The 25,451-nt window shown below is 42.3% G+C and carries 29 protein-coding genes; 13 read left to right on the top strand and 16 right to left on the bottom strand.

Going from position 1 to position 25,451, the window contains the following annotated elements:
• Nucleotides 1–93: 93 nt before the first annotated feature.
• The 4 genes from VK097_RS07685 to VK097_RS07670 all read left to right on the top strand — a co-directional run bounded on the left by VK097_RS07685 (nucleotide 94) and on the right by VK097_RS07670 (nucleotide 4,136).
• A complete protein-coding gene (locus tag VK097_RS07685; RefSeq protein ID WP_324211221.1) occupies nucleotides 94–1,833 on the top strand; it encodes a carbon starvation CstA family protein in 1,740 nt (579 codons plus the stop codon).
• A 72-nt stretch (nucleotides 1,834–1,905) separates the two neighbouring features.
• Nucleotides 1,906–2,163 carry a cory-CC-star protein gene (locus tag VK097_RS07680; protein WP_324211220.1) on the top strand — a complete coding sequence of 86 codons (258 nt, stop codon included), beginning with the start codon at nucleotides 1,906–1,908 and terminating at the stop codon, nucleotides 2,161–2,163.
• A 53-nt stretch (nucleotides 2,164–2,216) separates the two neighbouring features.
• Nucleotides 2,217–3,149, top strand: a complete 933-nt coding sequence (locus VK097_RS07675) for an ArsA family ATPase (protein WP_324211219.1) — start codon at nucleotides 2,217–2,219, stop codon at nucleotides 3,147–3,149.
• Nucleotides 3,150–3,152: 3 nt separating this feature from the next.
• Complete coding sequence (locus tag VK097_RS07670) at nucleotides 3,153–4,136, top strand: zinc-binding dehydrogenase (protein WP_324211218.1); 984 nt, start codon at nucleotides 3,153–3,155, stop codon at nucleotides 4,134–4,136.
• 552 nt (nucleotides 4,137–4,688) lie between these two features.
• Here VK097_RS07670 and VK097_RS07665 read toward each other — a convergent pair.
• The 7 genes from VK097_RS07665 to VK097_RS07635 all read right to left on the bottom strand — a co-directional run bounded on the left by VK097_RS07665 (nucleotide 4,689) and on the right by VK097_RS07635 (nucleotide 8,389).
• Nucleotides 4,689–5,546, bottom strand: a complete 858-nt coding sequence (locus tag VK097_RS07665) for a DUF421 domain-containing protein (RefSeq protein WP_324211217.1) — start codon at nucleotides 5,544–5,546, stop codon at nucleotides 4,689–4,691.
• A gap of 62 nt (nucleotides 5,547–5,608) precedes the next feature.
• On the bottom strand, nucleotides 5,609–5,812 hold the full coding sequence (locus VK097_RS07660; protein WP_324211216.1) for a DUF1657 domain-containing protein: 204 nt from the start codon (nucleotides 5,810–5,812) through the stop codon (nucleotides 5,609–5,611).
• Between the two features lie 7 nt (nucleotides 5,813–5,819).
• A complete protein-coding gene (gene spoVAE, locus VK097_RS07655) occupies nucleotides 5,820–6,170 on the bottom strand; it encodes a stage V sporulation protein AE (RefSeq protein ID WP_324211215.1) in 351 nt (116 codons plus the stop codon).
• Nucleotides 6,167–7,183 carry a stage V sporulation protein AD gene (spoVAD, locus tag VK097_RS07650; protein ID WP_324211214.1) on the bottom strand — a complete coding sequence of 339 codons (1,017 nt, stop codon included), beginning with the start codon at nucleotides 7,181–7,183 and terminating at the stop codon, nucleotides 6,167–6,169. The genes spoVAE and spoVAD overlap by 4 nt, the downstream gene beginning before the upstream one ends.
• Complete coding sequence (gene spoVAC / locus VK097_RS07645) at nucleotides 7,183–7,662, bottom strand: stage V sporulation protein AC (protein WP_324211213.1); 480 nt, start codon at nucleotides 7,660–7,662, stop codon at nucleotides 7,183–7,185. Before spoVAC ends, spoVAD begins: the two co-directional genes overlap by 1 nt.
• A gap of 14 nt (nucleotides 7,663–7,676) precedes the next feature.
• The gene (locus VK097_RS07640; RefSeq protein ID WP_324211212.1) at nucleotides 7,677–8,132 is read right to left on the bottom strand and encodes a YhcN/YlaJ family sporulation lipoprotein; all 456 of its coding nucleotides are present in this window, start codon (nucleotides 8,130–8,132) and stop codon (nucleotides 7,677–7,679) included.
• 50 nt (nucleotides 8,133–8,182) lie between these two features.
• On the bottom strand, nucleotides 8,183–8,389 hold the full coding sequence (locus VK097_RS07635; protein ID WP_324211211.1) for a DUF1657 domain-containing protein: 207 nt from the start codon (nucleotides 8,387–8,389) through the stop codon (nucleotides 8,183–8,185).
• Nucleotides 8,390–8,601: 212 nt separating this feature from the next.
• Here VK097_RS07635 and VK097_RS07630 point away from each other — a divergent pair, with 212 nt between their 5' ends.
• The gene (locus VK097_RS07630) at nucleotides 8,602–9,048 is read left to right on the top strand and encodes a hypothetical protein (protein WP_324211210.1); all 447 of its coding nucleotides are present in this window, start codon (nucleotides 8,602–8,604) and stop codon (nucleotides 9,046–9,048) included.
• Between the two features lie 32 nt (nucleotides 9,049–9,080).
• Here the strand turns inward: VK097_RS07630 and VK097_RS07625 are convergent, their stop codons facing one another.
• Nucleotides 9,081–9,815: a hypothetical protein gene (locus VK097_RS07625; protein ID WP_324211209.1), complete on the bottom strand. Its 735-nt coding sequence runs from the start codon at nucleotides 9,813–9,815 to the stop codon at nucleotides 9,081–9,083.
• Between the two features lie 349 nt (nucleotides 9,816–10,164).
• Between VK097_RS07625 and VK097_RS07620 the strand changes: the two genes are divergently transcribed.
• The 4 genes from VK097_RS07620 (at nucleotide 10,165) to VK097_RS07605 (ending at nucleotide 14,530) form a co-directional block, all read left to right on the top strand.
• Nucleotides 10,165–11,436, top strand: coding sequence for a molybdopterin molybdotransferase MoeA (locus VK097_RS07620; protein WP_324211208.1), 1,272 nt, complete (start codon nucleotides 10,165–10,167; stop codon nucleotides 11,434–11,436).
• 23 nt (nucleotides 11,437–11,459) lie between these two features.
• Complete coding sequence (gene moaA / locus VK097_RS07615) at nucleotides 11,460–12,485, top strand: GTP 3',8-cyclase MoaA (protein WP_324211207.1); 1,026 nt, start codon at nucleotides 11,460–11,462, stop codon at nucleotides 12,483–12,485.
• A gap of 30 nt (nucleotides 12,486–12,515) precedes the next feature.
• Nucleotides 12,516–12,926 (top strand): YwpF family protein, encoded by a 411-nt coding sequence (locus tag VK097_RS07610; protein ID WP_324211206.1) that lies wholly within the window; start codon nucleotides 12,516–12,518, stop codon nucleotides 12,924–12,926.
• A 245-nt stretch (nucleotides 12,927–13,171) separates the two neighbouring features.
• Nucleotides 13,172–14,530 (top strand): TrkH family potassium uptake protein, encoded by a 1,359-nt coding sequence (locus tag VK097_RS07605; protein WP_324211265.1) that lies wholly within the window; start codon nucleotides 13,172–13,174, stop codon nucleotides 14,528–14,530.
• Nucleotides 14,531–14,620: 90 nt separating this feature from the next.
• Here VK097_RS07605 and VK097_RS07600 read toward each other — a convergent pair whose 3' ends face one another.
• The 3 genes from VK097_RS07600 to lepB form a co-directional block, all read right to left on the bottom strand.
• Nucleotides 14,621–15,760, bottom strand: coding sequence for a S1C family serine protease (locus VK097_RS07600; RefSeq protein ID WP_324211205.1), 1,140 nt, complete (start codon nucleotides 15,758–15,760; stop codon nucleotides 14,621–14,623).
• A 25-nt stretch (nucleotides 15,761–15,785) separates the two neighbouring features.
• A complete protein-coding gene (locus VK097_RS07595) occupies nucleotides 15,786–16,943 on the bottom strand; it encodes a zinc-ribbon domain-containing protein (protein ID WP_324211204.1) in 1,158 nt (385 codons plus the stop codon).
• 555 nt (nucleotides 16,944–17,498) lie between these two features.
• Nucleotides 17,499–18,023, bottom strand: a complete 525-nt coding sequence (gene lepB / locus VK097_RS07590) for a signal peptidase I (RefSeq protein WP_324211203.1) — start codon at nucleotides 18,021–18,023, stop codon at nucleotides 17,499–17,501.
• A 222-nt stretch (nucleotides 18,024–18,245) separates the two neighbouring features.
• Between lepB and VK097_RS07585 the strand changes: the two genes are divergently transcribed.
• A complete protein-coding gene (locus VK097_RS07585) occupies nucleotides 18,246–18,425 on the top strand; it encodes an aspartyl-phosphate phosphatase Spo0E family protein (protein WP_324211202.1) in 180 nt (59 codons plus the stop codon).
• Between the two features lie 476 nt (nucleotides 18,426–18,901).
• Nucleotides 18,902–19,051, top strand: a complete 150-nt coding sequence (locus VK097_RS07580; RefSeq protein WP_324211201.1) for an FbpB family small basic protein — start codon at nucleotides 18,902–18,904, stop codon at nucleotides 19,049–19,051.
• Between the two features lie 50 nt (nucleotides 19,052–19,101).
• Here VK097_RS07580 and ric read toward each other — a convergent pair whose 3' ends face one another.
• On the bottom strand, nucleotides 19,102–19,794 hold the full coding sequence (gene ric, locus VK097_RS07575) for an iron-sulfur cluster repair di-iron protein (RefSeq protein WP_324211200.1): 693 nt from the start codon (nucleotides 19,792–19,794) through the stop codon (nucleotides 19,102–19,104).
• A gap of 78 nt (nucleotides 19,795–19,872) precedes the next feature.
• Complete coding sequence (locus VK097_RS07570; protein WP_324211199.1) at nucleotides 19,873–20,760, bottom strand: DMT family transporter; 888 nt, start codon at nucleotides 20,758–20,760, stop codon at nucleotides 19,873–19,875.
• Nucleotides 20,761–20,967: 207 nt separating this feature from the next.
• Between VK097_RS07570 and VK097_RS07565 the strand changes: the two genes are divergently transcribed.
• Nucleotides 20,968–21,303 (top strand): hypothetical protein, encoded by a 336-nt coding sequence (locus VK097_RS07565; protein WP_324211198.1) that lies wholly within the window; start codon nucleotides 20,968–20,970, stop codon nucleotides 21,301–21,303.
• A 311-nt stretch (nucleotides 21,304–21,614) separates the two neighbouring features.
• Here VK097_RS07565 and VK097_RS07560 read toward each other — a convergent pair whose 3' ends face one another.
• The 3 genes from VK097_RS07560 to VK097_RS07550 all read right to left on the bottom strand — a co-directional run bounded on the left by VK097_RS07560 (nucleotide 21,615) and on the right by VK097_RS07550 (nucleotide 24,280).
• Nucleotides 21,615–22,097, bottom strand: a complete 483-nt coding sequence (locus VK097_RS07560; protein WP_324211197.1) for a YkyB family protein — start codon at nucleotides 22,095–22,097, stop codon at nucleotides 21,615–21,617.
• A 627-nt stretch (nucleotides 22,098–22,724) separates the two neighbouring features.
• Nucleotides 22,725–23,300 carry an SCO family protein gene (locus tag VK097_RS07555; protein ID WP_324211196.1) on the bottom strand — a complete coding sequence of 192 codons (576 nt, stop codon included), beginning with the start codon at nucleotides 23,298–23,300 and terminating at the stop codon, nucleotides 22,725–22,727.
• A 119-nt stretch (nucleotides 23,301–23,419) separates the two neighbouring features.
• Entirely contained in the window at nucleotides 23,420–24,280 is an 861-nt protein-coding gene (locus VK097_RS07550) for a metallophosphoesterase (protein WP_324211195.1), read from the bottom strand.
• A gap of 168 nt (nucleotides 24,281–24,448) precedes the next feature.
• Between VK097_RS07550 and fadH the strand changes: the two genes are divergently transcribed.
• Nucleotides 24,449–25,216 (top strand): 2,4-dienoyl-CoA reductase, encoded by a 768-nt coding sequence (fadH, locus tag VK097_RS07545; protein ID WP_324211194.1) that lies wholly within the window; start codon nucleotides 24,449–24,451, stop codon nucleotides 25,214–25,216.
• The last annotated feature ends 235 nt before the right edge of the window (nucleotides 25,217–25,451 follow it).

Here is a 25,451-nt window from a genome sequence, read left to right as displayed (position 1 = left end):
AATAGAGTTGTATTAGTCACAGTCAATAATACATACCATGCACTGGAGGGTTCTGTGTTCAGAATCTTCCGAAACCAAAGGGAGGCAGGGAAAGTGAATAGTATTTTAATTGCAATTATTGGTCTTGCTGTTTTTGCACTGGGTTATCGTTATTATTCCAAGTTTATAGCGGAGAAGATATTCCGTCTTGATCCGGATTATGTTACACCGGCACACCGATATAAAGACGGGGTGGATTTTGTCCCGACAAACAAGTTTGTATTATGGGGCCACCACTTCACTTCGGTAGCCGGTGCAGCACCGATTCTTGGTCCGGCTATAGCTGTCTATTGGGGCTGGCTGCCCGCACTTTTGTGGGTGATTCTGGGCACCGTCTTTGCAGCGGGGGTCCATGACTTCGGTACACTGGCAATCTCAATCCGCAATAAAGGGCAATCAATCGGTACGCTGGCTAATAAACTGATTGGGCAGCGGGCTAAGATTCTGTTCTTATTCATCATTCTTATTCTCGTGTTAATGGTAAACGCCGTATTTGCCTGGGTCATTGCCAATCTGTTTGTTTCTTTTCCGGCGAGCGTTCTGCCGGTATTTATCCAAATACCACTGGCAGTTTGGATTGGTTATGCGGTGTATAAGGGTAAAACAAAAATGCTTCTGCCGTCTGTCATTGCACTTGCTGTAATGTATCTGGCAGCTGTCCTTGCCAGCCGCGTTGGTTTCCTGCAGATTGATTTGGTTTCATACTTTGGCGGTGAAGGAAGTGCCGGTATATTCGGACTCGGTGCCGTCAATAGCGCTTTTTTCATTTGGATCCTGATTTTAATGGTCTATGTTTATATTGCGTCGACATTGCCGGTCTGGAAACTTCTTCAACCGAGAGACTTTATTAATTCACACCAGCTTGTGGTCGGGCTTGCCATTTTATATTTAGGTTTACTGTTTACCAACCCGGAGATCACCGCACCAGCTACAAACCCAGGCGCTGATACATCATGGTTCCCGCTGTTATTCATCACAATTGCATGTGGTGCTATATCAGGTTTTCACGGACTGGTGTCAAGCGGTACATCTTCCAAACAGGTTGATAAGGAAACTGACGCACGTTTTGTTGGTTATTTCGGAGCAGTCGGTGAAGGTTCACTCGCGCTTATTTCCACTCTGGCGGTCGTCACATTTTTTGGCACCACGGATGAGTTTTTTGGAACGTACAGCAGCTTTACGGCAGCTAACGAGGCGGGTTTGAATGTCTTTGTTGAAGGGGCAAGTGTATTGGCTTCCGGATTAGGGATTCCGGCAGATATTGCTGCTACAATTGTATCGATTATCGTGGTCAGTTTTGCAGCTACAAGCCTTGATACGTCCGTAAGACTAATGCGTTATATCATTGCTGAACTGGGAACTGAATATAAAGTGCCTGCGCTGACCAAAACACATGTAGCAACATCTGTTGCGGTTATTTCAAGTGCTATCCTGGTATTGATGCCTGAAGGGTCAAAGGGATTTGGCTCCGGAGGCTATCTGCTTTGGCCGTTATTTGGTACATCCAACCAGCTTTTGGCCGGTATCAGTCTGCTGCTCATATCTATTTGGCTTAAAAAACGGGGAAGCAACTATTTGGTGACATTGATTCCAATGATCTTTGTGATGTTTATGACATTGTGGGCGATGTTTAAACAAGTGTTGTTTGAATGGTCCTGGTTCGGAAGCGATCCGAAAATGCTGCTGTTTGTTCTCGGTTCCATCATATTTGTCTTTGCGGTCTGGATTGTTCTGACAGCATTCAGCACATTAACACGCAATTCGTCGGGGGATCTGGATGAAAACACAAAATAGTGAAGACGAGGGATCAGGCACCTTAGCTGGTCCCTTCCCGATTGAAAATTCACTGGATAAAGGGGGGAGATCATGTTTGAACAGCTGAAGAAACTTGTGGCGTTCTATGAAGAAGTATTAAGTATGCCGCATCGCCAGGAAGTCGCCAGAGAACTGCGTGATCAGGATGATTTATTTTTATTGCTTTTATATTCGGAAATGATCGGTATCCCGAATCCGGTTTATTATTATACACTTGAATTATATCCGTATATGATTGAAGATTTTCATGACTGGCATTTGCGTATGGGAATGGATAAATCACCGCTGACCGGCATCAGATGCTGTTAGCAAGCACTGTCTGAGAAAGCCGGAACTGCAGCTGAGAGAAAGGGAGTCTTGAGATGCAGGTTTTAGACAAAAAAATTATCTTCGTTGGCGGCAAAGGTGGTGTCGGAAAATCGACTTCGGCTGCGGCAATTGCCTGGAAAGCCGCTAAAGATGGGAACCGGACGCTTTTAATTTCCACTGATCCTGCTCACAATTTGGGGGATATATTCGATGAATCGATCGGAGGCAAAATAACGGACATTTCAGAGAATCTCGCCGCGCTCGAAATTGATCCGGCCATTGAAACGGAAGAATATATTAAAGGGGTCAAAGAAAATATAAAAAACGTTGTGCATTCGAGTATGATGGAGGAAGTGCACCGGCAGCTTGATACCGCTAAAGCCTCACCGGGTGCAGATGAAGCGGCATTATTTGATAAACTGATTTCCATCATATTGGAAGAGAGTGATCATTACGATAAGATTATTTTTGACACGGCACCAACCGGGCACACCATCCGGCTGTTGTCGCTCCCGGAATTGATGGGTGTATGGATTGAAGGCATGCTGAAAAAACGGCAGAAAACAAATGAAAATTATACCCAGCTGCTAAATGATGGTGATCCTGTCGAAGATCCGATTTATGATGTATTGAAAGTGCGGAAGGACCGGTTTTCCAAAGCAAGGGAAATACTGCTGGACGGCAGTATTACGGGTTTTGCCTTTGTTATCAACCCGGAACGTCTTCCGATTGTGGAAACGGAAAAAGCAATCAAACTGCTTGATCAATACCACCTGCATGTGAAAACATTGATCATAAATAAACTGTTGCCTGACAATGCTGAAGGTGAATTTCTACTGAAGCGGAAGGAACATGAACAGCAATATTTGGATATGATTGAAGAAACATTTGCAGAACAGGAAAAAATCTATGTTCCATTGTTTCCACACGATATAACTGAGAAACAGCATCTAGAAGCATTCAGTAATCATTACTTGGAGGGGTAGTAGATGAAAGCATTTGTGCATGAAAATGGGGAATTGAAACTGAAAGACATGTACGAGCCATTTGCCGATCATGGCCAAGTTGCCGTTTCCATCCGGACGGCGGGCCTGAATCGAAGGGATCTTGCTGTGCCCGGACGCAGAGGGGAAGATGCCGGTGCGCTCATCCTTGGTTCTGACGGTGCCGGTGTGATTGAAGCCATAGGGGAGGGTGTCTCCGAATTTTCAGTCGGCGATGAAGTGATTATAAACCCTTCACTTGGCTGGTACGAAAACAGTGAAGCACCACCGGAACAATTTGATATCTTGGGCATGCCGGATAATGGGACATTCACTGAATATATTGTACTTCCAGCGGAACAGGTCGAACGAAAACCAGCACATTTGTCCTGGGAAGAGGCCGGGGTGCTCGCACTGTCCGGGCTGACCGGATATCGCGCATTGTTTACTAAGGGAAACATACAAGAAGGTGAAACGCTGTTCATGCCCGGTGCTGGCAGTGGTGTGGCAACTTATCTGATTCAGTTTGCCAAACAGGCCGGGGCGCGTGTGATTGTTACTTCCAGAAGCGAGGAGAAACAGAAACAGGCACTGGAACTTGGTGCTGACAGAGCTTTGGATACGAACAGCGATTGGCCGGCGGAAATTAAAGAGGAATCGATTGATATCGTGATTGACACTGTGGGACGGGCAACATTTAACCGATCGCTGGAAGTGTTGAAAAAAGGCGGTCGTATCGTTACGTTCGGTGCGACGACAGAAGATACAATTGAATTGAATCTGCGTGAATTTTTCTATGGTCAGTACAAGTTGATCGGCTCCACCATGGGAAGTCAGGAAGAGCTCCGTGCCATGCTGGAATTGGTTGAGGAATATCAAATCCATCCAATCGTTGACCGGACGTTTACTTTGAACGAGGCACACGATGCCATGAATTATCTCCAAGAAAGCAAACAGTTCGGTAAAGTCGCATTAAAGATCAGTGAATAAAAAATAACCGGACCCTCTGTGATGGGGGGGCTTTTTTCTTTCGGCTTTTTTCGTAAATTTTGTTGCGCGGCTGTTATAAGTGAAACTTCATTCAATGGTGCGCTTTTCGCACTGAATGTTAGTTGAACAGAATTGGACATTTACGGACACTTATCCCCAGCTTTGTGGAGGTTAGCTTCCGTTACATGCGGGAAAAACTGCGATGTACCTTTTGAGTAGAATTACAGGGGCTTAGTGCTGAATCGTTTCTGCGGAGAAATACTTGCTTTCCGCGGGGAACGTTTTCACTCTCCTCACTCACTATTGTTCGTTCCCGGGTCTTCAGACTGTTCCTTTCCCGCAGGAGTCTCTCATTTTTCTGCAGCTTCGGTTCAGACCCCCGCTTACAGAAGAGCAAGTGAATCAACAGAAGAAGAAAACAATCGACAGAAGAGCAAGTGAATCAACAGAAGAAGAGAAATATCAACAAAAGAGCCAAACATATCGACAGCAGAGCAGCGGAATCAGCAGAAGGCGAAATGTTTTTCCTGGTACATCAAAAAACGCCGCAGCTTATTGTAAGTACGGCGTTATTTTATCAATGGCCTCTTGCATTCGCTCGCTGTTTTTTTGATACAGCAGTTTGGAATCCTGGTTTTCTGTTTCCAGGGCAAATAATTCAAGGTCGGCCTGACATTTTTTCATCGAAGCAAGAAGCAGCGGTTTTTCTGTTGGTTGGGCAACAGCAAGTTTATCATCATACAAATCGACGGTTAATTGCCCGTCACTGTCGACCTGTCCGAGAAAAACGTTTTCGATACTGACATTCATTTTATCCAGTTCTGTTTCCAGCCAATTTGTGTTTAGCGAAGCGTTAGCCAAAGGTTCCAATAGTGCATGGCCATCCATAATGACCGTCTGGGGTTCTTTTTCAGGTGCAACTTGCGTACCGATTATTTTGGGCGTTATCGGCTGATGCTCCTTTTTAGGAAGTACATTCAATTTGCCTGTCGGTTCCAGAACGGCAAACTCGACATCAGCTGCATTGAAAACCTTATTATTGCGTAATTCCTCAAGCAAATTATCCGTGGTGAATCGTTCTTTCTTCAAATTGTCTTCCATAATCTTCCCGTTTTGAATAAGCACGGTACCCTTACCCTGAACTAAGTTGCGGAATCGTTTACTTTTCAGTGCAGTATATTCAATCGTTACTGTAATCAGGAACCAGACTGCCAGCGCCAGAAATCCATGTACAGCATTGGTCGTATAATCAGTCACATGTATAGCGACGATACTGCCGATAACAATTCCGGTGATATATTGAAAAATATCCAGTTGAGACATCTGTTTTTTGCCAAGTGCTTTCGTTATCACAAACAAGACAATTAAAAAGACAACTGAACGAACCACTACTTCAAGCCAGCCTGGCATGATATCCATCCTTTTCTTTATTGTTTAGGCAAAAATTTCATCCTTGTTGCCCGGTCGGTTGCTTAACTTTTATATTGCGGTTCTTCCTTTGTCAGGTACAGGACCTGATTTTCCAAGTCAAGTTGAACCGTTTTTAACGTGTTTTGAACTTCTTTAAAGATCTGTTCGGCTTCTTGGTCATTTGTTTTTGCTGCTAAGGTCTCTAGTGTTGCTTCAGCGCTTTTGATGGATGAAAAACATCCTTTTACCTGTGAGCTGACCGTCATAGTAATCCTATCCTTTCGGTTTGAAAATAATCGCACCGATGACACCAAAAATAATGGCAGCTGAGATACCGGCGCTTGTTACCTCAAAAATCCCGGTGACTACACCGATAATGCCGTGCTGTTCCGCCTCCTGCATGGCACCGTGGACAAGCTGATTCCCGAAGTTCGTTATCGGGACAGTTGCGCCCGCGCCGGCAAAATCGATTAACGGATCGTATAACCCCAGACCATCTAAAATCGCCCCTGTGATCACAAAAATGGTCAGTGTTACACCTGGGTTCAGCTTAAAAACATCAAAAAGAATTTGACCGATGACACATATCGTGCCGCCGACAACAAATGCCCATAAAAAAATCATGGCTTATCACTTCCTGACTCAATCGAGACTGCGTGTGCAATACAAGGGATGGAATCGTTTTGCTGAACACTTAATGGTGAATGAAGTGAGCCGGTTGCGACGACGAGAATACGTTTTAATTGCTTTTCCTTCAACAGCTTTAAAAAATGACCATAAACAGCGACCGCTGAACTGGCAGTGCCGCTTGCACCTGCGAGAACCGGCTGACCCTCACGGTAGATGGTCAAACCACAGTCCCGGTACATTTCATCGGTTATATTGATGTTTTTATCCTGCAGCATATCCATAGAAATTTCGCGGCCGATATGGCCGAGATCGCCCGTAATGATTAAATCATAATACGTCGGGTCAACATTCCGTTCTCTTAAATGCGTTTCAATTGTATCAACTGCAGCCGGTGCCATGGCAGCACCCATATTGAACGGATCAGAAATGCCCATATCGACAACTTTGCCAATGGTTGCTGATGTCACTTTCGGGCCGTCACCGTTTTTCGCAACCAATGCACACCCTGCCCCTGTTACTGTCCATTGGGCTGTCGGGGGCTTTTGTCCGCCGTATTCTGTCGGGTATCTGAACTGTTTTTCCGTTGCGGCATTATGGCTGGCAGTACCGCTTAAGATATAATCGGCGCCATTACCATTTATAATGAAAGCAGCGAGAGCAAGACTTTCCATTGATGTTGCACAGGCACTGAAGAGTCCAAAGTATGGCAAATCAAGTGTTTTGGCTGCGAAACTGCTCGGGGTTATCTGATTGATTAAATCCCCGCTTATAAAAAATTTCACTTGTTCTTTTTGAATCAAACTGTTTTTAACGGCAACCTGGCTTGCTTCTTCCATTAATGTCCGCTGTGCCTTTTCGAAGGATGATTGCTTAAGCCACATATCACCGTGCAAGATATCAAATGCATCCGGAATATTGCCATTAGCTTCAAACGGCCCGCCGACAGTTCCCGTTGAAATAATGACAGGTTCATTTTTAAAAATCCAGGTGCGGTGTCCGGTTAACATTATAAGCCACCCCATTGAATCAAAATCGTTTTAATTAAGGCTATGACAAATGCTGAAAAAACTCCATATACGATGACAGGGCCGGCCAGCTTGAACATATTACCGCCGACACCTAAGATAAACCCTTCTGATCGGTGCTCAATTGCAGCAGAAATGACAGAGTTGCCAAAACCGGTTACAGGAACTGCAGATCCGGCACCTGCAAATTGCCCGATCCGGTCATATACCCCAAATCCCGTTAAAAACATCGTGATAAAAATGAGGGTAGCGACTGTCGGATTGCCTGCTGTCTGTTCCGTAAAACCAAAAAAATATATATACACGGTGGAAATGATCTGGCCGATAAAACAAATAAAACCACCAATCAGAAAAGCCTTGATACAGTTTTTCAGCAGTGGACGTTTTACTTCCCTGTCTTTCGCAAAGGATTGATACCTTTGTGTATTTGGCGGTAAATTCTTCTTTTTTTTATCTGCCATACTTCCTCACACCTTTACGTTTTGTCCTTCATTAGCTTAATGAGACGGTTGACTTCTTTTTTTAAGTTTTTGCTTGATATATCATTCCGGGCTATTCTTTCTTCAAGTTTACTGATATCGAAAACCAGTCTTTTGTCAGTTGAAACCTCAACTTTATGGCCGGAGAATTTTTTTTCCATTTCTTTTTGTATTTTCTTGCCTATGTCAGCTAATTGGAACCGCTTGTTATGTTCAATTTCAAAGGCAATGATTAATTTCTTGTCTGTATTGACGGCATTAACGGCAGTGACCGAATCATGCCTGCTCACCTTTTCTTTTGCCTGGTTCGCAGCAGTTTGGTCAATGGATCCGCTGGTTGAAATTTTATTGAAATTGACATCTTGATTGTTTTGGGATGTATTATTGCCGGGTGAACAGCTTATCAGGAAAATCAGTGCCATCAGTGTCAGCAGAATTTGCAATGTTTTCATCGTATGTCTCCATAACGGCGAGGTTGGCTGAATCCGCCAACCTCGTCCAGTTAAAATCCTTTGTATTGTGGTTCTTCCTGCTCTATTTGCTGTACACGCGGTTCGACAGTCTGCAATATGGATTGCGTCTGTTGGGCTGCATCCTGATAAAGCTGCTTCGCTTGTTTGTTTTCTGTCTGAAGTGCGAATTGTTCAAAGCTCGCCTGTGCACTCTTCAAACCGGCAATGGTCTGTTTAACCTGCGATGAAACGGTCATGGTGATTAATCCTCCTTAAATTCGGGAAATTCCTTTATACCAAGTAAATAGAAAAATTTAGTTCCAATGACGGATTGATTTTTTTCTATGCACTTCACTATTTATAATTTTAATGATTGCCATTAATTATGCTTACTATTTTTTACCTTTTTAAAAATCATGTGGAACTTTTTGACGGGTCAAATCGTCATATTAGCAAGGGGGAGATGCGGATGAAAAAATGGGTCATTGTGTTTATTGGGACGGCATTTATCGTCACGGCCGTTATCTTCTGCTGGTTTAACGGGAAAGCCGATGCAGAGCTGGCTGGCAATGAAACAAGTCAGATACAGGAAGATGATTTTGTTTTACATATTCGGGCAGAGCCTGCAGACGGAGGTTTTCAGGTGTTCAGGGCAATTCAGTATGTCGGGGATGAATCTGTTGAAATCAAACACCAGACACCGCTTGTTTCGGTATCATTCAAGCAATCCAATCATGATTATACCGGGAAAACTGTTTCGAGCACGTTAGGTACGGGAAACAGTTATCATCCACAGGGTTCGAAAACGTTTGAAACACCAGGGAAAGGCATTTATACATTATTTTGCGAGGCTCGGTTCGTTGCTGATGGTGAACAAATGAAAATCACCCATCAAAAGAAACTGACCTTCCAATAGGAAAAGCATCCGTTAAATGGCAGGATGCTTTTTTACTGACTATCCTCAGATGCACCTAATGTGAACTCAATCTTTGTTGTTGGCTTTTCGCTATTTTCCCATTGTTCCAGAGTTTCCGGGGAGGGTGCGGTCAGATCGGGAACTGTTGCGGAAATGGTATTATCCTCATTCCATTCAACAGCTAGAATCGGCCTTGTATAATCCAGTACGTTCTCTTCGCTTGTTTGGCTGTAAAGGGTGGCAGGCTCCCACTTTTCCAGGTCCATCACAACAATGTCAGAGTAAGGGGGCTGCGATGATTGTTCTCTGTTAAAATGAAACAAAACTTTTGTCTTATCTGGTGAAATTGTCGTTTGAAACAGTTTAGCCAAATCGGCAATTAAAAAGGCTCTGTTTTCTTCCGTTTGATCAAGTAATAAATAGGAGCATTGCATGCCATGACAGGAAAATTCAAGTATATAATGGTTTTGATTTCCACTATTTATGCGATTCAGGTTCATTTCTTCAATTGCCTGTTGCCGGTCTTGCATTGTCTGTAAATAACTGTTAAGGATTGGGACCATCTTCAGATTAACCATGATCTCTTCTTCCGGGAGCGCAAACTCGATAAATTCATCCGTTTCCTCATCACCGTCACTCTCCTGCTCCACAATTTCCGGTTCCTGATCGGGATCTTCCGGTGGGGAGTTTGATTTGACGATTACCGGCTCCTCAGTACAGGCAGCCAGAAATAGTATCACAGCGAAAATAGCTGTCATCTTCTTCATATCCACACCCCCTTAAATTCACTGTATTTTTTCCAGCGTCTAACGGTCAATTGCATGCCGGAAAACGGCAGCTAACTTCCCGTAAATGTCAGAATCTGTTCAACCAACAGTGGGGGAGAAGCATCCCACTGAATGAAGTTTCACTTTGTATCATTATACTAAAAAAAGATGCGTAATGGGGCCTATTAAGAAAAAACACACCAGCCCTGGTGATTTTTGATACTGGGAATTCTTACAAAGGCTGTTCAAAACTCCCTGAACATTTCGTGACCATCAATTCTCATGATATCAATTTTCTGTCACTTTTGTTAAACTGATAGTACATACATTTATGGAAGGTTGATGGCAGATGGCAGAGATGCGAAAACCGATTGCGGTTGAAGACGCGATTAACCATGTATGGAAACATCGAATAGCAGGAGAAACAGAACATGTTTCCATAAATGATTGTGATAATAGAAGACTGGCAGAAGATATCGTTGCGAAACATCCTGTGCCGCCATTTCCCAAGTCACCATACGATGGTTTTGCGCTTCGTTCAGCGGATACGGCGGAAGCAAACCGGAATAACCCGGTGTCATTTAAAGTTGTTGAACATATCGGGGCAGGGCAGGTTCCGGAAAAAAGCTTACATAAAGGTGAAGCAACACGAATTATGACCGGAGCTAAGATCCCTGATGGCGCAGATTGCGTTGCCATGTTTGAAATATGTCAGACGTATGAAAAAGATAATCATTCCTTTATGTCCATAAAACGAACCATGGATTCGGGTCAGAATATCATCGGCGAAGGTTCGGAAGTTGCAGAAGGTGAAAAACTGATAGAGAAGGGGACCATTATTAGCCCCGGCGTCAAAGCGGTCTTGGCAACATTTGGCTACAGTCAGGTAAATGTTGCCAGGAAACCGGTCATCGGTGTGATTGCAACCGGTACCGAATTACTGGATGTGGGGGAGGAACTGCAGCCAGGCAAAATCCGCAATTCCAATGCTTATATGATTGCATCCCAAATAATCAGAGCAGGTGCCAGCTATAAATATATCGGGAAACTTGAAGATGAGTTCGACGCCAGCTACAACATGATAAATGAGGCATTGGAAGAAGTTGATATCCTGATTACCACCGGAGGCGTATCGGTTGGTGATTTTGATTTAATGCCCGCCATTTATGAAGAACTTGGAGCTGATGTTCTCTTCAACAAGGTGGCGATGCGTCCAGGAAGTGTCACGACTGTCGCGACAAATGGGCAAAAAATCCTGTATGGCTTATCGGGCAATCCCTCCGCATGCTACGTCGGTTTTGAACTGTTCGTCAGACCTGTATTACAGTATTATTTACACAGCGAGCATGCTTTTCTGCGAAGGGTTAAGGCAACACTTGCGGATGATTTCCCAAAACCGAACCCATTCACCCGATTTGTCCGCAGTTATTTAACATATGAAAACGGCCGGTTGCATGCTAATCTGGCTGGGATGGATAAATCCAATGTTGTCACATCGCTGGCACATACAACCGGCCTGATGGTGCTCCCAGGGGGAACCCGCGGATTTAATGCCGGCGATGAAGTGGAAGTATTGTTACTTGATGATCAACAGGGTCAGCGCGAATTTAAGGCTATATAGATAGAGATAAAGGAGAGGTTGTTGTGCAAAGTGAATCAGCACCAATAAAAGACCACTTCGGAAGAGTACTTAAAGACTTGCGTATATCGGTGATTGACAAGTGTAACTTCCGGTGCACCTATTGCATGCCGAAAGAAATATTCGGCGAGGATTATGTGTTTTTGTCGGAAAAAGAGTTATTGAGCTTTGACGAAATCATTCGGCTTGCTAAAGTGTTTGCAAAGCTGGGTGTCGAAAAAATCCGCATCACCGGCGGGGAACCTTTGATGCGCAGAAACCTCGATAAATTAATTGCTGATCTGGCAGCCATCCCGGGCATAAAAGATATTGCATTAACGACAAATGCCGTCATGCTGTCAAAGATGGCTGATAAGCTTAAAGCTGCAGGACTGAAACGGGTCAATGTCAGTCTCGATGCGATTGAAGATGACGTATTTAAATCGATTAACGACAGAGGTGTCGGGTCCAATCCCGTATTGAAGGGAATCGAGGCTGCCAAAAAAGCCGGGCTTGGCGTGAAAGTTAATATGGTTGTCAAAAAAGGAATGAATGACAGCCAGATTTTACCGATGGCTCGCTATTTCAAGGGAAAAGATATCATTTTGCGTTATATTGAATTCATGGATGTCGGCAATCATAATGGCTGGGATTTTAAAAATGTCATTTCCAAAAAAGACATCGTTAATACAATTAATCAGGAGATGCCAATTGAGCCAGCTGAGGAAAATTATTACGGCGAGGTAGCATCCAGATACCGTTATAAAGACGGTGAGGGAGAAATAGGTGTCATTTCCTCTGTGACGGATTCTTTTTGTGGTACGTGCACCCGCATCAGGCTTTCGGCGGACGGCAAGCTTTATACGTGTCTTTTTGCATCAGATGGATTTGATGTCCGGGATAAAATGCGCGAAGATGAATTGCCGGATAATGAATTGGAAGAAGAGCTGACCAGTCTGTGGGGCAGACGAAAAGATCGCTATTCGGAAGAACGCACTGAAGAGACCCGGCGCAATCGGAAGAAAATTGAAATGTCTTATATCGGCGGTTAAAATCATTTCTGTATAATGGGGGGTGATTGTGTGAAAACATTCAAGCTGAAATCTTTAAAAATAATAAATAATGAAGATGCTGATATGCTGGAACAATCAATCCCTCTGCTCGATGGTTTGATTATTAACAGGGAAGATGAAGAAAACCGCTGGGTAATAGAAGCATATGTTGAGCAGGAACAATTCGATTTTTTTCAGAACCTCCGCAGCCATAATGAACAGGTCATGATTGAGGTTAAAATTACAAAAGAGAGTAATGATCCTGCAACGTTCATTACAGCAATTACAAGTATTAATGAAATTGGCGATCATATGAATGTTCTGTTTATCGGCACCATTGTCGATCAGCGAAAAGAAATTATTAAGGAAAAGTTAAAGCTGCTGATTGAACAGGGCTATAAGGAAGAAGAACTGCTGCATAAATTTAAAGAACAGATCTAAGACCTATTTCCATTCGGTGGGAAAAAACAGTTTCACTTATGTTTTAATGGTACACAATCAAACGTTAATAAAGCCGGCGCGCTGCTTTTAAATTAGCGCCGGCTTTTTCAATGCTTTCAATGTTTACAGTTTGGCTTAAAAATTACCGAAATTGGAAGCATTAATCGTTGTTGACTGCTATAATGTGATTAAGATTTTTCAGGGCCAGCTGAAAATATAAAGCAAGTGCGAGGGGGTATTATATGATGAGGCATTCCTTGTTCCGATGGGTAAATCAATTATCACCGGTTCAACTGATTTTCCTTTTTTATTTTATAGCCGTTATTGCGGCTACGGCGTTGCTGGCACTCCCTGCAGCTCATCAGGATGGGGCAGACCCTCCATTCATTGATATATTATTTACGGCGGTCAGTGCACTCAGTGTTACCGGACTGAGCACCTTGACGATCGCTGAAACTTTCAGTACCACCGGGGCTACGATGCTTGCCGCTATTCTTCAGTTGGGCGGCGTCGGGGTGATGGCAGTCGGGACGTTTATCTGGATGATTATCGGTAAAAAGATCGGATTGAAGGAACGCCGTTTGATTATGGCAGATCAAAATCAGACATCTTTTGCGGGGATTGTCCGGTTAGTAAAAGAAATATTATTGGTTATTTTAATTATTGAATTGATTGGCTTTTTGATTCTTGGGACTTACTTTTTGCAGTATTTCCCGACAGCAAAAGAAGCTTATTTTCAGGGATTTTTTGGAGCGATCAGTGCGACGACAAATGGTGGTTTTGATATTACCGGTCAGTCTCTTGTTTTGTTTAAGGATGATTACTTCGTCCAGTTTATCAATATGCTGCTTATTATTTTTGGGGCAATCGGCTACCCGGTTTTGGTTGAAATTAAGGAATTTTTATTTGGAAAAGGGAATAGAGCCAATGCGTTCCGGTTTACATTATTTACAAAAGTCACGACCCTGACCTTTTTCATATTGGTTCTCATAGGTACCCTTTTCATCATGCTGCTGGATATAGGCGATTTTTTTGCCGGCAAACCCTGGCATGAAGTGCTATTTTATTCCTTGTTTCAATCAGTTACGACACGAAGCGCCGGGCTCAGTACGATGGATGTCAGTCAACTGTCCGAGCCGAATCACTTGTTTATGTCTGTACTCATGTTCATTGGAGCTTCGCCGAGCAGTGCCGGCGGGGGAATCCGGACAACTACATTCGCACTGGTTGTTATATTCATTATTACATATGCAAGAGGGAAGGGGAACATTCGCCTGTTCAATCGGGAAGTGTATGAGGAAGACCTTTTAAAGGCTGTTATGGTAACAATAATTGGGTTTATATTTGTATTTACAGCAATGATTATTATATCCATTGTTGAACCTTTCGATCTGACCGAAATCTTGTTTGAAGCAACTTCAGCATTTGGAACGGTCGGTTTATCTCTCGGCATAACTGATAACCTTTCAACTATCAGTAAAATTGTTCTTATGATTTTGATGTTTATTGGAAGAGTAGGGATCATTACCTTCTTGCTTATTTTCAAAGATAATAAGAAAAGCGGGAAGTACCGTTATCCAAAAGAGAAAATGATCATTGGCTGATGCTTTTTTCACTCTTTACAGTGTCTCTCCCGGGGGAGCGGGCAAACCGGACCGGCGCTTGTATCGGGGCATGCACCGGTCCGATTTATCTTACTCATCGGATTTCTTGATATCAAGAATTTTTAATTGGTCATTTTCGTGTCCAATGGTCAATTCATAGTTGCTTTTTTCTTCGTTTGTTTCTTCTTTTTCCGGCGATTTAGTTTCCGCTGTAACCGTGACAGTGGTTTTAACTTGGTTGTCATCTGTAACAGTGCTGGAAATGCCGGAATATTCAAGGTTCATAAAGTGGGTATAGCCCTCACGGAATTCTGAATAGGACTGGGATGATTGCATGGGACTTCCCAGCAGTGTGTAGGCAGCGATATAATCTCTGATGCTGATGCTTTCAAAAAAGTAATCTGCCACATACTCGGCATCCTCGATAAGCTGATCGGGGCTGTCGGTGGAGTTGATATCGTCGGCATTTTTGTACACCAGCTGATCATTTTGTGCCTCATTTGACCACGTTGTCACTTGCTCATAGATTTCATCTGCCGGGATGCTGAAACCGATCGTTCCATCACTTGTGCCCACCGAATTAATGCCAATAACATTGCCGGTTTCCCGGTTAATCAAGGGTCCGCCGCTGTTACCCTCGGTTATTTGCGCGGAAATTTGATAGACATTTTCATAGCTGAATCCATCAACTGTGAAATTGCGTTCCGTTCCGGAAATAATTCCCAGTGTTACTGTGTTTTGGAAGCCATGAGGGCTGCCCAGAGCGATGACTTCATCCCCAATTTCAGCTTTTGTTTCCGATTCAATGTTCAAGGCATTTTGATTGGCCAGCTGCTGTACACGGATAACGGCAATATCGGTATCCTCGCCTGTTCCAACGACAGCCGCAGGGTAGTTATGGCCGTTCGCTGTACGGACATTAATCACGTCAGCATTTTTTACCACGTGGGCATTTGTAATAATATCGCCTTTTTCATTAAATAAAAATCCGGACCCGGTGATTGTGCTCTGCTCATTTTGACCTTCTATCTGGACAACACTTTTTTCGGCATTATGAATGATAGATTTCAGATCAAGGCTGCGGGTATTTGATTCTATTTTTGTAATCGCAGGATTGTTTATTGAAACCGGATTTGATTGCCATGTATTGTATATAATAGTCAAAATGATTATGCCGGTTGCAACAAGCAATACAGATATAATCACCGGTCTCCTATTTTTTTTGTGCATATGTCCACCTCTTTGATTGCATGCTTTACTGTTCGGTATACCATTTGATTTTGTCGACTTTTATGTCGGTTTGATTGTTTTGATCAATATCAAAATGGGTGAACTCAAATTCACCGGTCTCATCCGGATAAAGTGTGTCCGGGTAGACATACACTTTATTTGATAAAAAGGCCTCATTATCATTCAGCAGTTCATATTCAACCAGAATGGAATTTATAGGAATGGTAGCGACACTTTTCACTTTTCCTTTTACGACCACTTTTCCCTGCTCATCGCTTTCGACATTGACTGACATGAGTTCGATCGCATCATTTTCATTCAATTTCCGTTCTTTCTCAGCTGAACTGATGGCCTGTTCAATGCGCTGCCGCTGAGCTGTCTCAAACGCCGTCTTTTCCTTTTCAATCGTGGTCTTCAGACTTTGCAGTTTTTCAGATTCCGGTGCATATTTTAACCCATCTTCAACCACCAGTAAGGCATCTGAGAATTGTTTTTCATTTAATTGTTCGCTTGCCTGTGAAAACGTATATTCAACAATGCGGGTTCGAATAGTGGCAGTTATCTCCTCAGCTTCATCGGTTTGAATGGCATCGCCTTCCCATAACAGCGTTTTTAATTTACTGATGTCCGGCTCCTGTTTCAGTTCATATTTGAGCTGTTCCAGTTTTATTATATTTCGCTTTTCTGTCAGCTTATCGATTAATGGGGTAACTGCATCCCCGTTAAAATTAACCAAACTGCTTTCAGCTTCTTTAATCAGTGACAGTGCCTTTTGAAATTCCTGCTGTTCCAGAAGTTTCGTCGCTTGTTCCATATCTTTTTCGGCATTTTTTGCAGTTTCGACAAAGCTTAGGGCTATATCTGCCTGCTTAAACGACTGATTGTGCTCAAGAGCGGACTTTAAGGATTCGCTTGCTTCCTGATATTGACCATCAATAGCACTTTCCTCGCCTTTATTGTATAATTCCTTTGCTTGCGATGTCTGTGCTTGTAAAAACAGATAATAAAAAACAGAAATCAGCAGGATGAGGGCAATAATCGATATGGGAAAATACCAGTTTTTATTGAATATTTTTGTGTTTGTAAGACGTTCATGGATATCTTCAGGAAGTTTTTTTCCGCATTTTATGCAATATGATTCATTATCCCGGACATTTGTGCCACAATAAGGACAGTGGTGCATCATTACACCCGCTTTCGGTGAGGTTATCAAAGGATGTATAGATAAGATCTCCTACATTCTCTTGTGTTAAGTTTATCATATTTTCACTTTTCCCCGCATTAACGGTCAGCAAATCCCCCACATTAAGTTATGAAGTAATCTAGGAAGGAAGTGGGAGACAGCTGTCCGTAAATGCCCGATTCTGCTCAACTAACATTCAGTGGGAAAAAGCGTCCCACTGAATGAAGTTTCGCTTTTCCCCGCATCTAATGGTCAGTAACCCGCCAAAGTACGGCGGCTAACTGACCTTAAATGCCCGATTCTGCTCAACTAACATTCAGTGGGAAAAAGCGTCCCACTGAATGAAGTTTCGCTTTATTTAAGACAGTGAAATTGATATGATAGACATGGAAAGTATGATTGCATAAATCGAAAGAAGGAGGTACAAACAAGTGTGGGAAACAGCTTTTGGTATCATTTGTTTTGGATTGCTTGCACTTAATATCGGCTATTGTATTTTTGATAATGAATAACAATAAGGGTCAGACGGTATGGGATGTGTCTGACCCTCTGAATTTAATTGGTCATCGACCATTCGTCTATAGGAAGGATAATAAGCTCTGATTTGCCGGCCACATCTTCTTTGCTTATAAAACCGAGCCCGTTACGGCTGTCTTTGCTCAGTTTTCTGTTATCGCCCATCACAAAATAACTGTCTTTTGGCACTTTGACAGGACCAAAATTTCCTGTGCTATTTTTGTTTGCTTTTGTAATAAACGACTGCTCGTATTTTTTACCATCAATATATAATCCTTGTTCGGTTGCGGAAATCGTTTCTCCGGGCAAACCAATAATCCGTTTCACATAACTTTTCCGAGGCTTGTTAATAATGACAATATCCCCTCGTTCAGCATCATTAAATAAATAGGTGAATTTGTTGAAAAGCACTACTTCACCGTCTTCAAGAGCAGGTTCCATACTTTCACCATCAACGACTGACGTAACAAAGACGAACGATCTGAGAAAAAAGGCGATTAAGAGGGCAACCAGGATAAGTTTCGCCCACTCTCCCAATCCACTTTTCTTCTGTGATTTCCCCACCAGATGACATCCTTTCATTTTTTTATATGCGCCGTGTTGCATTAGTAAAGATTGCTTCATGTTAAACAATCTTCTTTGGTTCATCATGATTCATTTTAAAACATGTTCAACTTCCTTCCAAAAGAAAAGAAATTTCCAGAAATTTCAATTGGAAGCTTGTCATTATTTGTTGAAATGTGCTAAAGTTAAGTAAGCTCTATAATGGAGGTGTCCTTTTAATAAATGTGTGCTGCAGACAAGCTTTTAAAACGCATCGAATACTTGCGGAACAAGATGGCTGATGTTGCCATGGAGAAAGGCTTTACAAGCCCGGAAGCCATTAGTATCAGCCAGGAACTGGACAAACTGTTAAACTTGTACGAATCTATGAAACATACGAATAACCGGAAAAAAGTAAAATGATTTGAAGCCCATCCTTCCTTTGATCGCCTTAAAATAATTCGAGGCGATTAGAGAACCTCTCTTAATTGTATTCATATCATATGCGTGATTACAAGCGCATATAGCATCCCCTCAATTGAAAATCAAACTGCCCGGGTTTCCCTTTTCGGCACTGGATTAATATCAGACTTAATTAATCTTGCCTGACTTACGAGGTGAACACCGGAATGAAACGGAATCTCCCAACCTTATTTAACTTTATCTTATTTAACTTTATTAAGTATCGTTTATTTCATCAGTAAAATTAAATATATTTTCTAGATCCAATCCATAGTCCAGCCCAAAGTTTCCTTTGTAAACCCCGGCCGGATGAAAGTGTTATAAAATGTTCAAATAATTTTGATTAGTATGATGAAAAATAGGGTATACTATAATTAAGACAAATTCAAAAAGTCAGATTTTGTCGCTTTTTGAATTAATAAAGGAGTGTATCACATATGAAACCAAGACATCAGAATTTTGAAGATCTGGTCAAGCAAAACAAACAAGAACTGCTTGAAGATGAGCAGAAAATCAAACAGATCGAACAACGGCTTGATAAAAAAGCAGCCGATCGAAACGCTGATAAAGTGAATCAATTATCGTAAAACAACCTTAAAAAGGGAGCATTCTGAAATGCTCCCTTTTTATGTTCCCGCTATAATTGTTTAAACAGTACGTGGTTTTCCAGATGAATGTGCTGGAATGTATCATTCTCCAGTTCTGCCAGCCGAGCATAGGTGATCCGATAGGAATTGCAAGCATCACTTGGCGGCTGGAATCCATTAGTGATCTCCCGCATGCGCTTCAGAATGTCACCACTGGCATCATGTTCATTTTCCAGACCGCCATTGGCTGTGTGGATTTGCTCCAAGAGTTCATTACTTGGGTTTTCTTCATATTCTTTAATCAGTGGGAAGACCTCTTCTTCTTCCTTTATCGAGTGTTCCTCCATATCTAACTTAAACTGGTTGTAAAGCCTGTGAAGCTCTTTTAAATGCGGATGATTTTTGCCATGGACACGAAAGATCTTTGAGACAAATTTCCCCAGTGCTGGCAATTCTTCATATAAGTAAGAATGATATTTATGGACGATATGATCGATTAACTCACTTGGTGTTTTGGCATCCCAGTCAATGACTTCATGATCTTCCTTTCGCCAATTCTGATAGGAATGATTAAGTTCAGCCATCACTGCTGATTCATCTATTTTACGTTCCTTAAAAACTTCCCTGAGCGGCCGGTCCCCGCCACAGCAAAAATCTATGCGGCGTTTCTTAAATAAATCACTTGCCTTCGGATAAATTTTGACGATGTCAGCGGGTTTATGTTCAACAGTAAATTCAGTCATCACAATTACCTCCTAAAATTGAACTTACCCTGATCATAACGGGTTTTTGTCCAAAATGACGTGATGGATATCACTGTTTTAGGATATTTTTGCCCGACGGGGGCTGATTTGGATAAGAATAACTGCGCCGATAATGCACAACATGCCAACCATTTGCACTGGCGTAAAAGCTTCCTGAAAAATAAATATACCAATCAATGTTGCTACAACCGGTTCTATCGTGGTCAGAATTGAGGCTTTGGATGCCTCGGTTTGGTTCAACCCGTATGTGTAAATGATATAGGCGAATGCTGTTGGAAGAAAACCCAATCCTGCGGCAAAAAATAAGACACGCGGCTCCATTAGCAAGGGCAATTTTTCCTGGTAGGGGAAGAATGGCAGTAATGAGATGGCCGCTATGATAAATGTGTAGGCTGTAATACTTAAAGTTGTGTATTTTTTCAATGCGAACTTACTGAAAACACTGTAAAGGGCATAGCCAAGTCCTGATCCCAGTCCGAATAAAATGCTTGTCAGCTGAAGGATATTTAAATCAAGAGGAATCAGACCGACAATAAGGGCACTTCCAATGACCGTAATCACAAGGGCTGTTATTTTCGGCTTTGTCAACGGCTCCCGGAAAAATATGAATGATAATATCATAACAAATGCCGGTCCCGTATAAAGCAGGGCAGTGGCCACAGGAATGGTTGATAAATCAATTGCAGTGAACATGCAAAAATTGAAAAAAACAATACTGAAAATTCCGGTCCCTATAAAATATTTCACATCAGAAAAGGATGCCAGTTTTAGTTTTTTCGGCTCCCTGATGATTAAAAAAAGAACCAATAATATCGCTGCAGACCACACTCTCAGCGTCACGACTTCCATGGGAGTGAAACCGTATGCATACAAATTCTTCACATACCAGCCAATCGTTCCCCAGAGTGCGGCACCGAGTATAATGTAAAGAAATGCTTTATTCAAAAACAGTATCTCCCCTTTGCTTCCTGCTGATAAGAAAGTAATAACAACATACGGCGATATATGTGTGTTGTCTGGTAATCCTCGTCTGGCTTGGGCACCAGGGTATTTTCGCCTCTATTTTATTATTATACCAGAGACTTTCGACGTATAATACGAAATTGATTGGTTTATATTGGATAATAAGCTGATAGGGAAGAGGTGAAGCACTTGTTGGATTGGATAGGTGCAGTGAAAGCACTGCAGATGCTTCCAGAACAGATTAATCCCGCATATATTTTTATTATGATAGGAATAACTGCAATCTATATTCTTATTCATCCGTTCATAAAATGGATCGTTGTTTCCAAATCAGTCAAATTATTAAACTACGTTATGAGCAGTTTGCTTGTCCTGGTATTTCTTTTAGGAGGAATTATGTTGACAGCTGTTTTCGAGATCCCTTTGTTGGAGGTCACGTTGCACAGTCTTGCTTTTTTTGGCGGATGTCTGGGGGTTATCCATTTATTGCTGCAAACCTTCCGGAATAAAAAGAAGCGCGTATGACGTACGCACTACCCTGGATCCTAAATTCTTCCTTCGTTTGTTTGATTAAGCGCAAACGTTAAAAAGAGCTGGAACATAACTTAAACGTTTAACATTAAAGGCGAATGATAACTGGAATATTTAAGTGTAATGTTAGGTTAAATCTTAACTACCGCTGCGGAAAAATGCTACACTAGTTTAGACGGAAACGAATTATACTATAAAAAATTCGAACTGATTCAAAGTCTAACTGAATCATCGATCGGATTTTTTCTTAGATTCATCACTTTTGTCCCAGCCTCACGTTAAAAGCACTTGCCTGGCAAGTGCTTTTAACGTGTTCTTCGTTTGGTTTTACTGGGAGGCCAGTCCATTTTTCCCAGTGACGATGGCGTGAAATAGGAGGACCGATATTTTTTTCGGCTGTTTTGAGTTTTTTTGACTGGCTGCCAGTCTATGTGACGGTAGACTATCTTTTTGGCCTGTGAAAGTGACATCTTTGTTGAAGGGTTTCGGTAGCTTTGGTCGAGTTCACCTAAATGCTCAAGTTTTTTGAAGTCGTCTTTCGTTGGGGGAATATGAAAAAAATACTTGTCCACTTTAACTAAAAGTGTTGAGTGCTGGTTACTGTATTTGGGATTGTTGGAGAAGTGCAGACCAATTTTTTCCGCACGCTTTTCTTTTAATAAGCGGTTGATTGATTCCTTTTTGATATAATAAAGGTGTTTGGGATCTGACGCTGTTTTAGCGTGGCGGTTTATTGTGAAAAGCGCCTTGGCAAGCTCATCAAGTGGAACGGTTTCTTTTTTGTGCATTCAGAGGACACTCCTTTCTATGTTTTTCCATCTACTGGTTAGTAACCCGCCAAAATACGTCGGCCAACTGCCCATAAATGCCCGATTCTGTTCAACTAACATTCAGCGGGAAAAAGCGTCCTACTGAATGAAGTTTCACTTTATAGTCTGGCGTGTTTCTATCGTACCTTATCATCATTTCAAATTCAATTTAAAATGAGGCCGGGGCATTACTAAAACGTTAAACATTAAAGACGAATGATGACCGGCTGCGAGGAGTGCTGCTTCACCGAAAAACTTTCAAGACAACGGGCACAAGGGGGGCTTACCAGCCGCCCGCGGAAAGCGGAGTGTGTTTCCGGAGCGGCATCATTGCACTCAAATATACTTTCAAAGTTTGTGTCAAAAACAACAATCTTGTAGACACAGCGAAAAGAAAAATCCGAACTGATCCGAAATTTAACTGACGAATTTGAATCATCGATCGGATTTTTTGATACATAATTTTTGTCCCAGCCGCTAGCTATTTCCCCGCATCTAAAGGTCAGTAACCCGTCGAAAAACATCAGTTAGCTGCTCATAAATGCCCGATTCCGTTCAACTGCCATTCAGTGGGCAAAAAGCGTCCCCACTGAAGGAAGGTTCACTTTACTTCATGGCTTGAATATCTTCTACTATTTTTTCCATGTTCGCGGCTTTTCGTCCATCATAGTTTTTGATGGCGTTTCCTTCCGGTGTGACAAGGAAAAAACTCGTCCCGTGCATAACCTGATCTGAGTCTGGGAGTTGTTCAACTGCTGATTTAAAGGACTTTACGGAAAACTCTTTGATTGTCTCAAAATCATAACCTGTAAGCAAATCCCAGTTTTCAAAGGTTCCGCCACGCTGCTTTGCATATTTCTTTAGCGTTTTCGGTTTATCATTTTTTGGATCAACACTAAATGAAACAAGCTTAACATCTTCAAGTCCGGCTTCCTTCAGTTGATCCTGAAGGGAGGCCATATTAGACGTCATTGGCGGACATACTGTTGTACAATTGGTGAATATGAAATCAGCTACCCAAAATTCACCTTCCAAGTCGCTTTTGCTCACTTTTTCACCATCCTGGTTTGTGAACGTGAAGTCCTGCACTTTATACGAAAAGTCACCATTATATTGATCACCGCATGCACTTAAGAATATAACAAATAATAATAGTGGAAAAACCCATTTAAATTGTGCCATGTGCTTTCCTCCTAATTGTAATCATTGTCAAGTGTAGCATGATTTCCAGAAAAAAACTATGAACAAAGTGTTACGAATGTATGGAGGAAAAGCGGGGTATCCGCAGTTCTTGCAGACTATTATGATGCCGGGTCCGCTTTTAGGGTATATGTATGGATTTCAGGCTTGCACAAGAATCTGTAAGGCAGTCGTGTCGTACCGATTCCACGATTGACATACAGGATGAATTCTCCGTTTTGAAATGTGTGTTTACCCTGCACATATTTGTGTGCATAAAGCGGGGTATAGAGATGACCTATAAATGGCAAGCGTACTTGGCCGCCGTGACTGTGACCCGACAGCTGAACATCGACGGGAAAGTGTACGGTGTTGTCTGCATAGTCCGGTTCGTGCGCAAGCAAAATGGTGTATAAATCCGGGTTTGCGCCGGTCAATGTGCTCTCCAGATCCGGGTCACCCAGCATAACATCATCGATTCCCGCCAGCACAATTTGCTGATTATCAATTTCAATGTTGGTGTGATTGTTCTGCAGCAGGCTGAAACCGGACTGATCCATTACTTTCTTGACTATTTCAGTTCCATAGCCGCCATGGTCGTGATTGCCATATATCCAGTATTTCCCATATTTTGCTTTTAAACTCTGCAGTATTCGGACGATTTCATTGTTCCAATGATATGTATGCGGTTTATCAACAAGATCTCCTGTAAACAGAATCAGATCAGGATTTTGAGCGTTAATCGTGCTGACTAGTTCCGAGAATTGTTCGATCGTGTAATGATAACCGATGTGCGTATCGGAAAACTGAACAATTTTAAAATCGTTGAAAACTTGTGGAATCTTTCCGGATACAAGTTCTTTATTATTAACATCAAGCATACTGGGTTCTATATCGTGTGCATAGTAATAGGTGCCTCCGCTTAGCCCAAGCAGGGCGAGCATACTTCCAATTGATCGCTTTAAGAACGTGCGTCTGTTCATAAGTGTCTACCTTTCAAAATGGATATCAATCATCATATTTATTTTAAATGGCTTTGAAGTATGATGCCAGTGAAATACGAAGATGTTAGAATCTGTTAATATTTTGACTTTTGTGTTAGCTAAATTTATTATTATAAATAAGTAGACAAAGAGAAAGAGGGGGAGACGATGAAGAACAAAACGGTGATTGTGACAGGTGCCTCGAGCGGCATGGGGAAATATATGGCTGCCAAATTTGCGGATGAAGGCGCAAACGCTGTGATAACAGGCCGTAATGAAGAACGTCTGAAGGCAGCACAAGAGGAACTGGAGAAAACGGCAGCAGGGAATGTGTATCCGATTCCGATGGATGTGCGTAAACCGGAAGATATTGAGCGGATGGCTGCAGAAACGGTTAATCAGTTCGGATCAATCGATCACCTAGTGAATAATGCAGCGGGGAATTTTATTGCACCTGCTGAAGACTTATCTGTCAATGGCTGGAACGCGGTGATTGACATCGTATTGAATGGTACTTTTTATTGCAGTCGTGAGGTCGGCAAATACTGGATTGACCAGAAAATAAATGGTTCCATACTTAATATGGCTGCGACTTATGCGTGGAACGCCGGGCCAGGGGTGGCCCACTCATCAGCAGCTAAAGCGGGAGTGCTTAATTTAACGCGGACGTTGGCTGTTGAATGGGGTAACAGATATGGCATCCGGGTTAATGCAATTGCGCCGGGACCGATTGAACGGACTGGCGGTGCGGACAAGTTGTGGGAGTCAGAAGAAGCTGCAAAGCGCACTCTTAATTCTGTGCCGTTGAAGCGATTGGGTAAACCGGAAGAAATTGCGGACCTGGCACACTTTTTACTCTCCGACAAGGCAGCATACATAAACGGAGAAGTCGTGACAATGGATGGTGGCCAGTGGCTCAATCAGTATCCATTTTGATGACTGGATGGTCAAAAGTGTGCAGCTATCCGTGCAGCACGCTTTTGTATCAGCTGATTTAATCAGGAATGTCCGGTTTATGGAGAGCATCCGGTATGGCATATTATCGTTTAGGATTTTCATATGGACATTCTTATTTTTGCTTTCGATATATGCATATTATGATGTAAGTGATTTATCATTGTTGCAATAATGACGGATTAATGATGGTATGAAATCTTATGACCAATGCGAT

The sequence above is a fragment of the Lentibacillus sp. genome, from assembly GCF_035301675.1.
Taxonomy (GTDB): Bacteria; Bacillota; Bacilli; order Bacillales; family Amphibacillaceae; genus Lentibacillus.
Note: the sequence above shows the minus strand (reverse complement) of the source record. Positions and strands in the feature narration are given on the sequence as shown.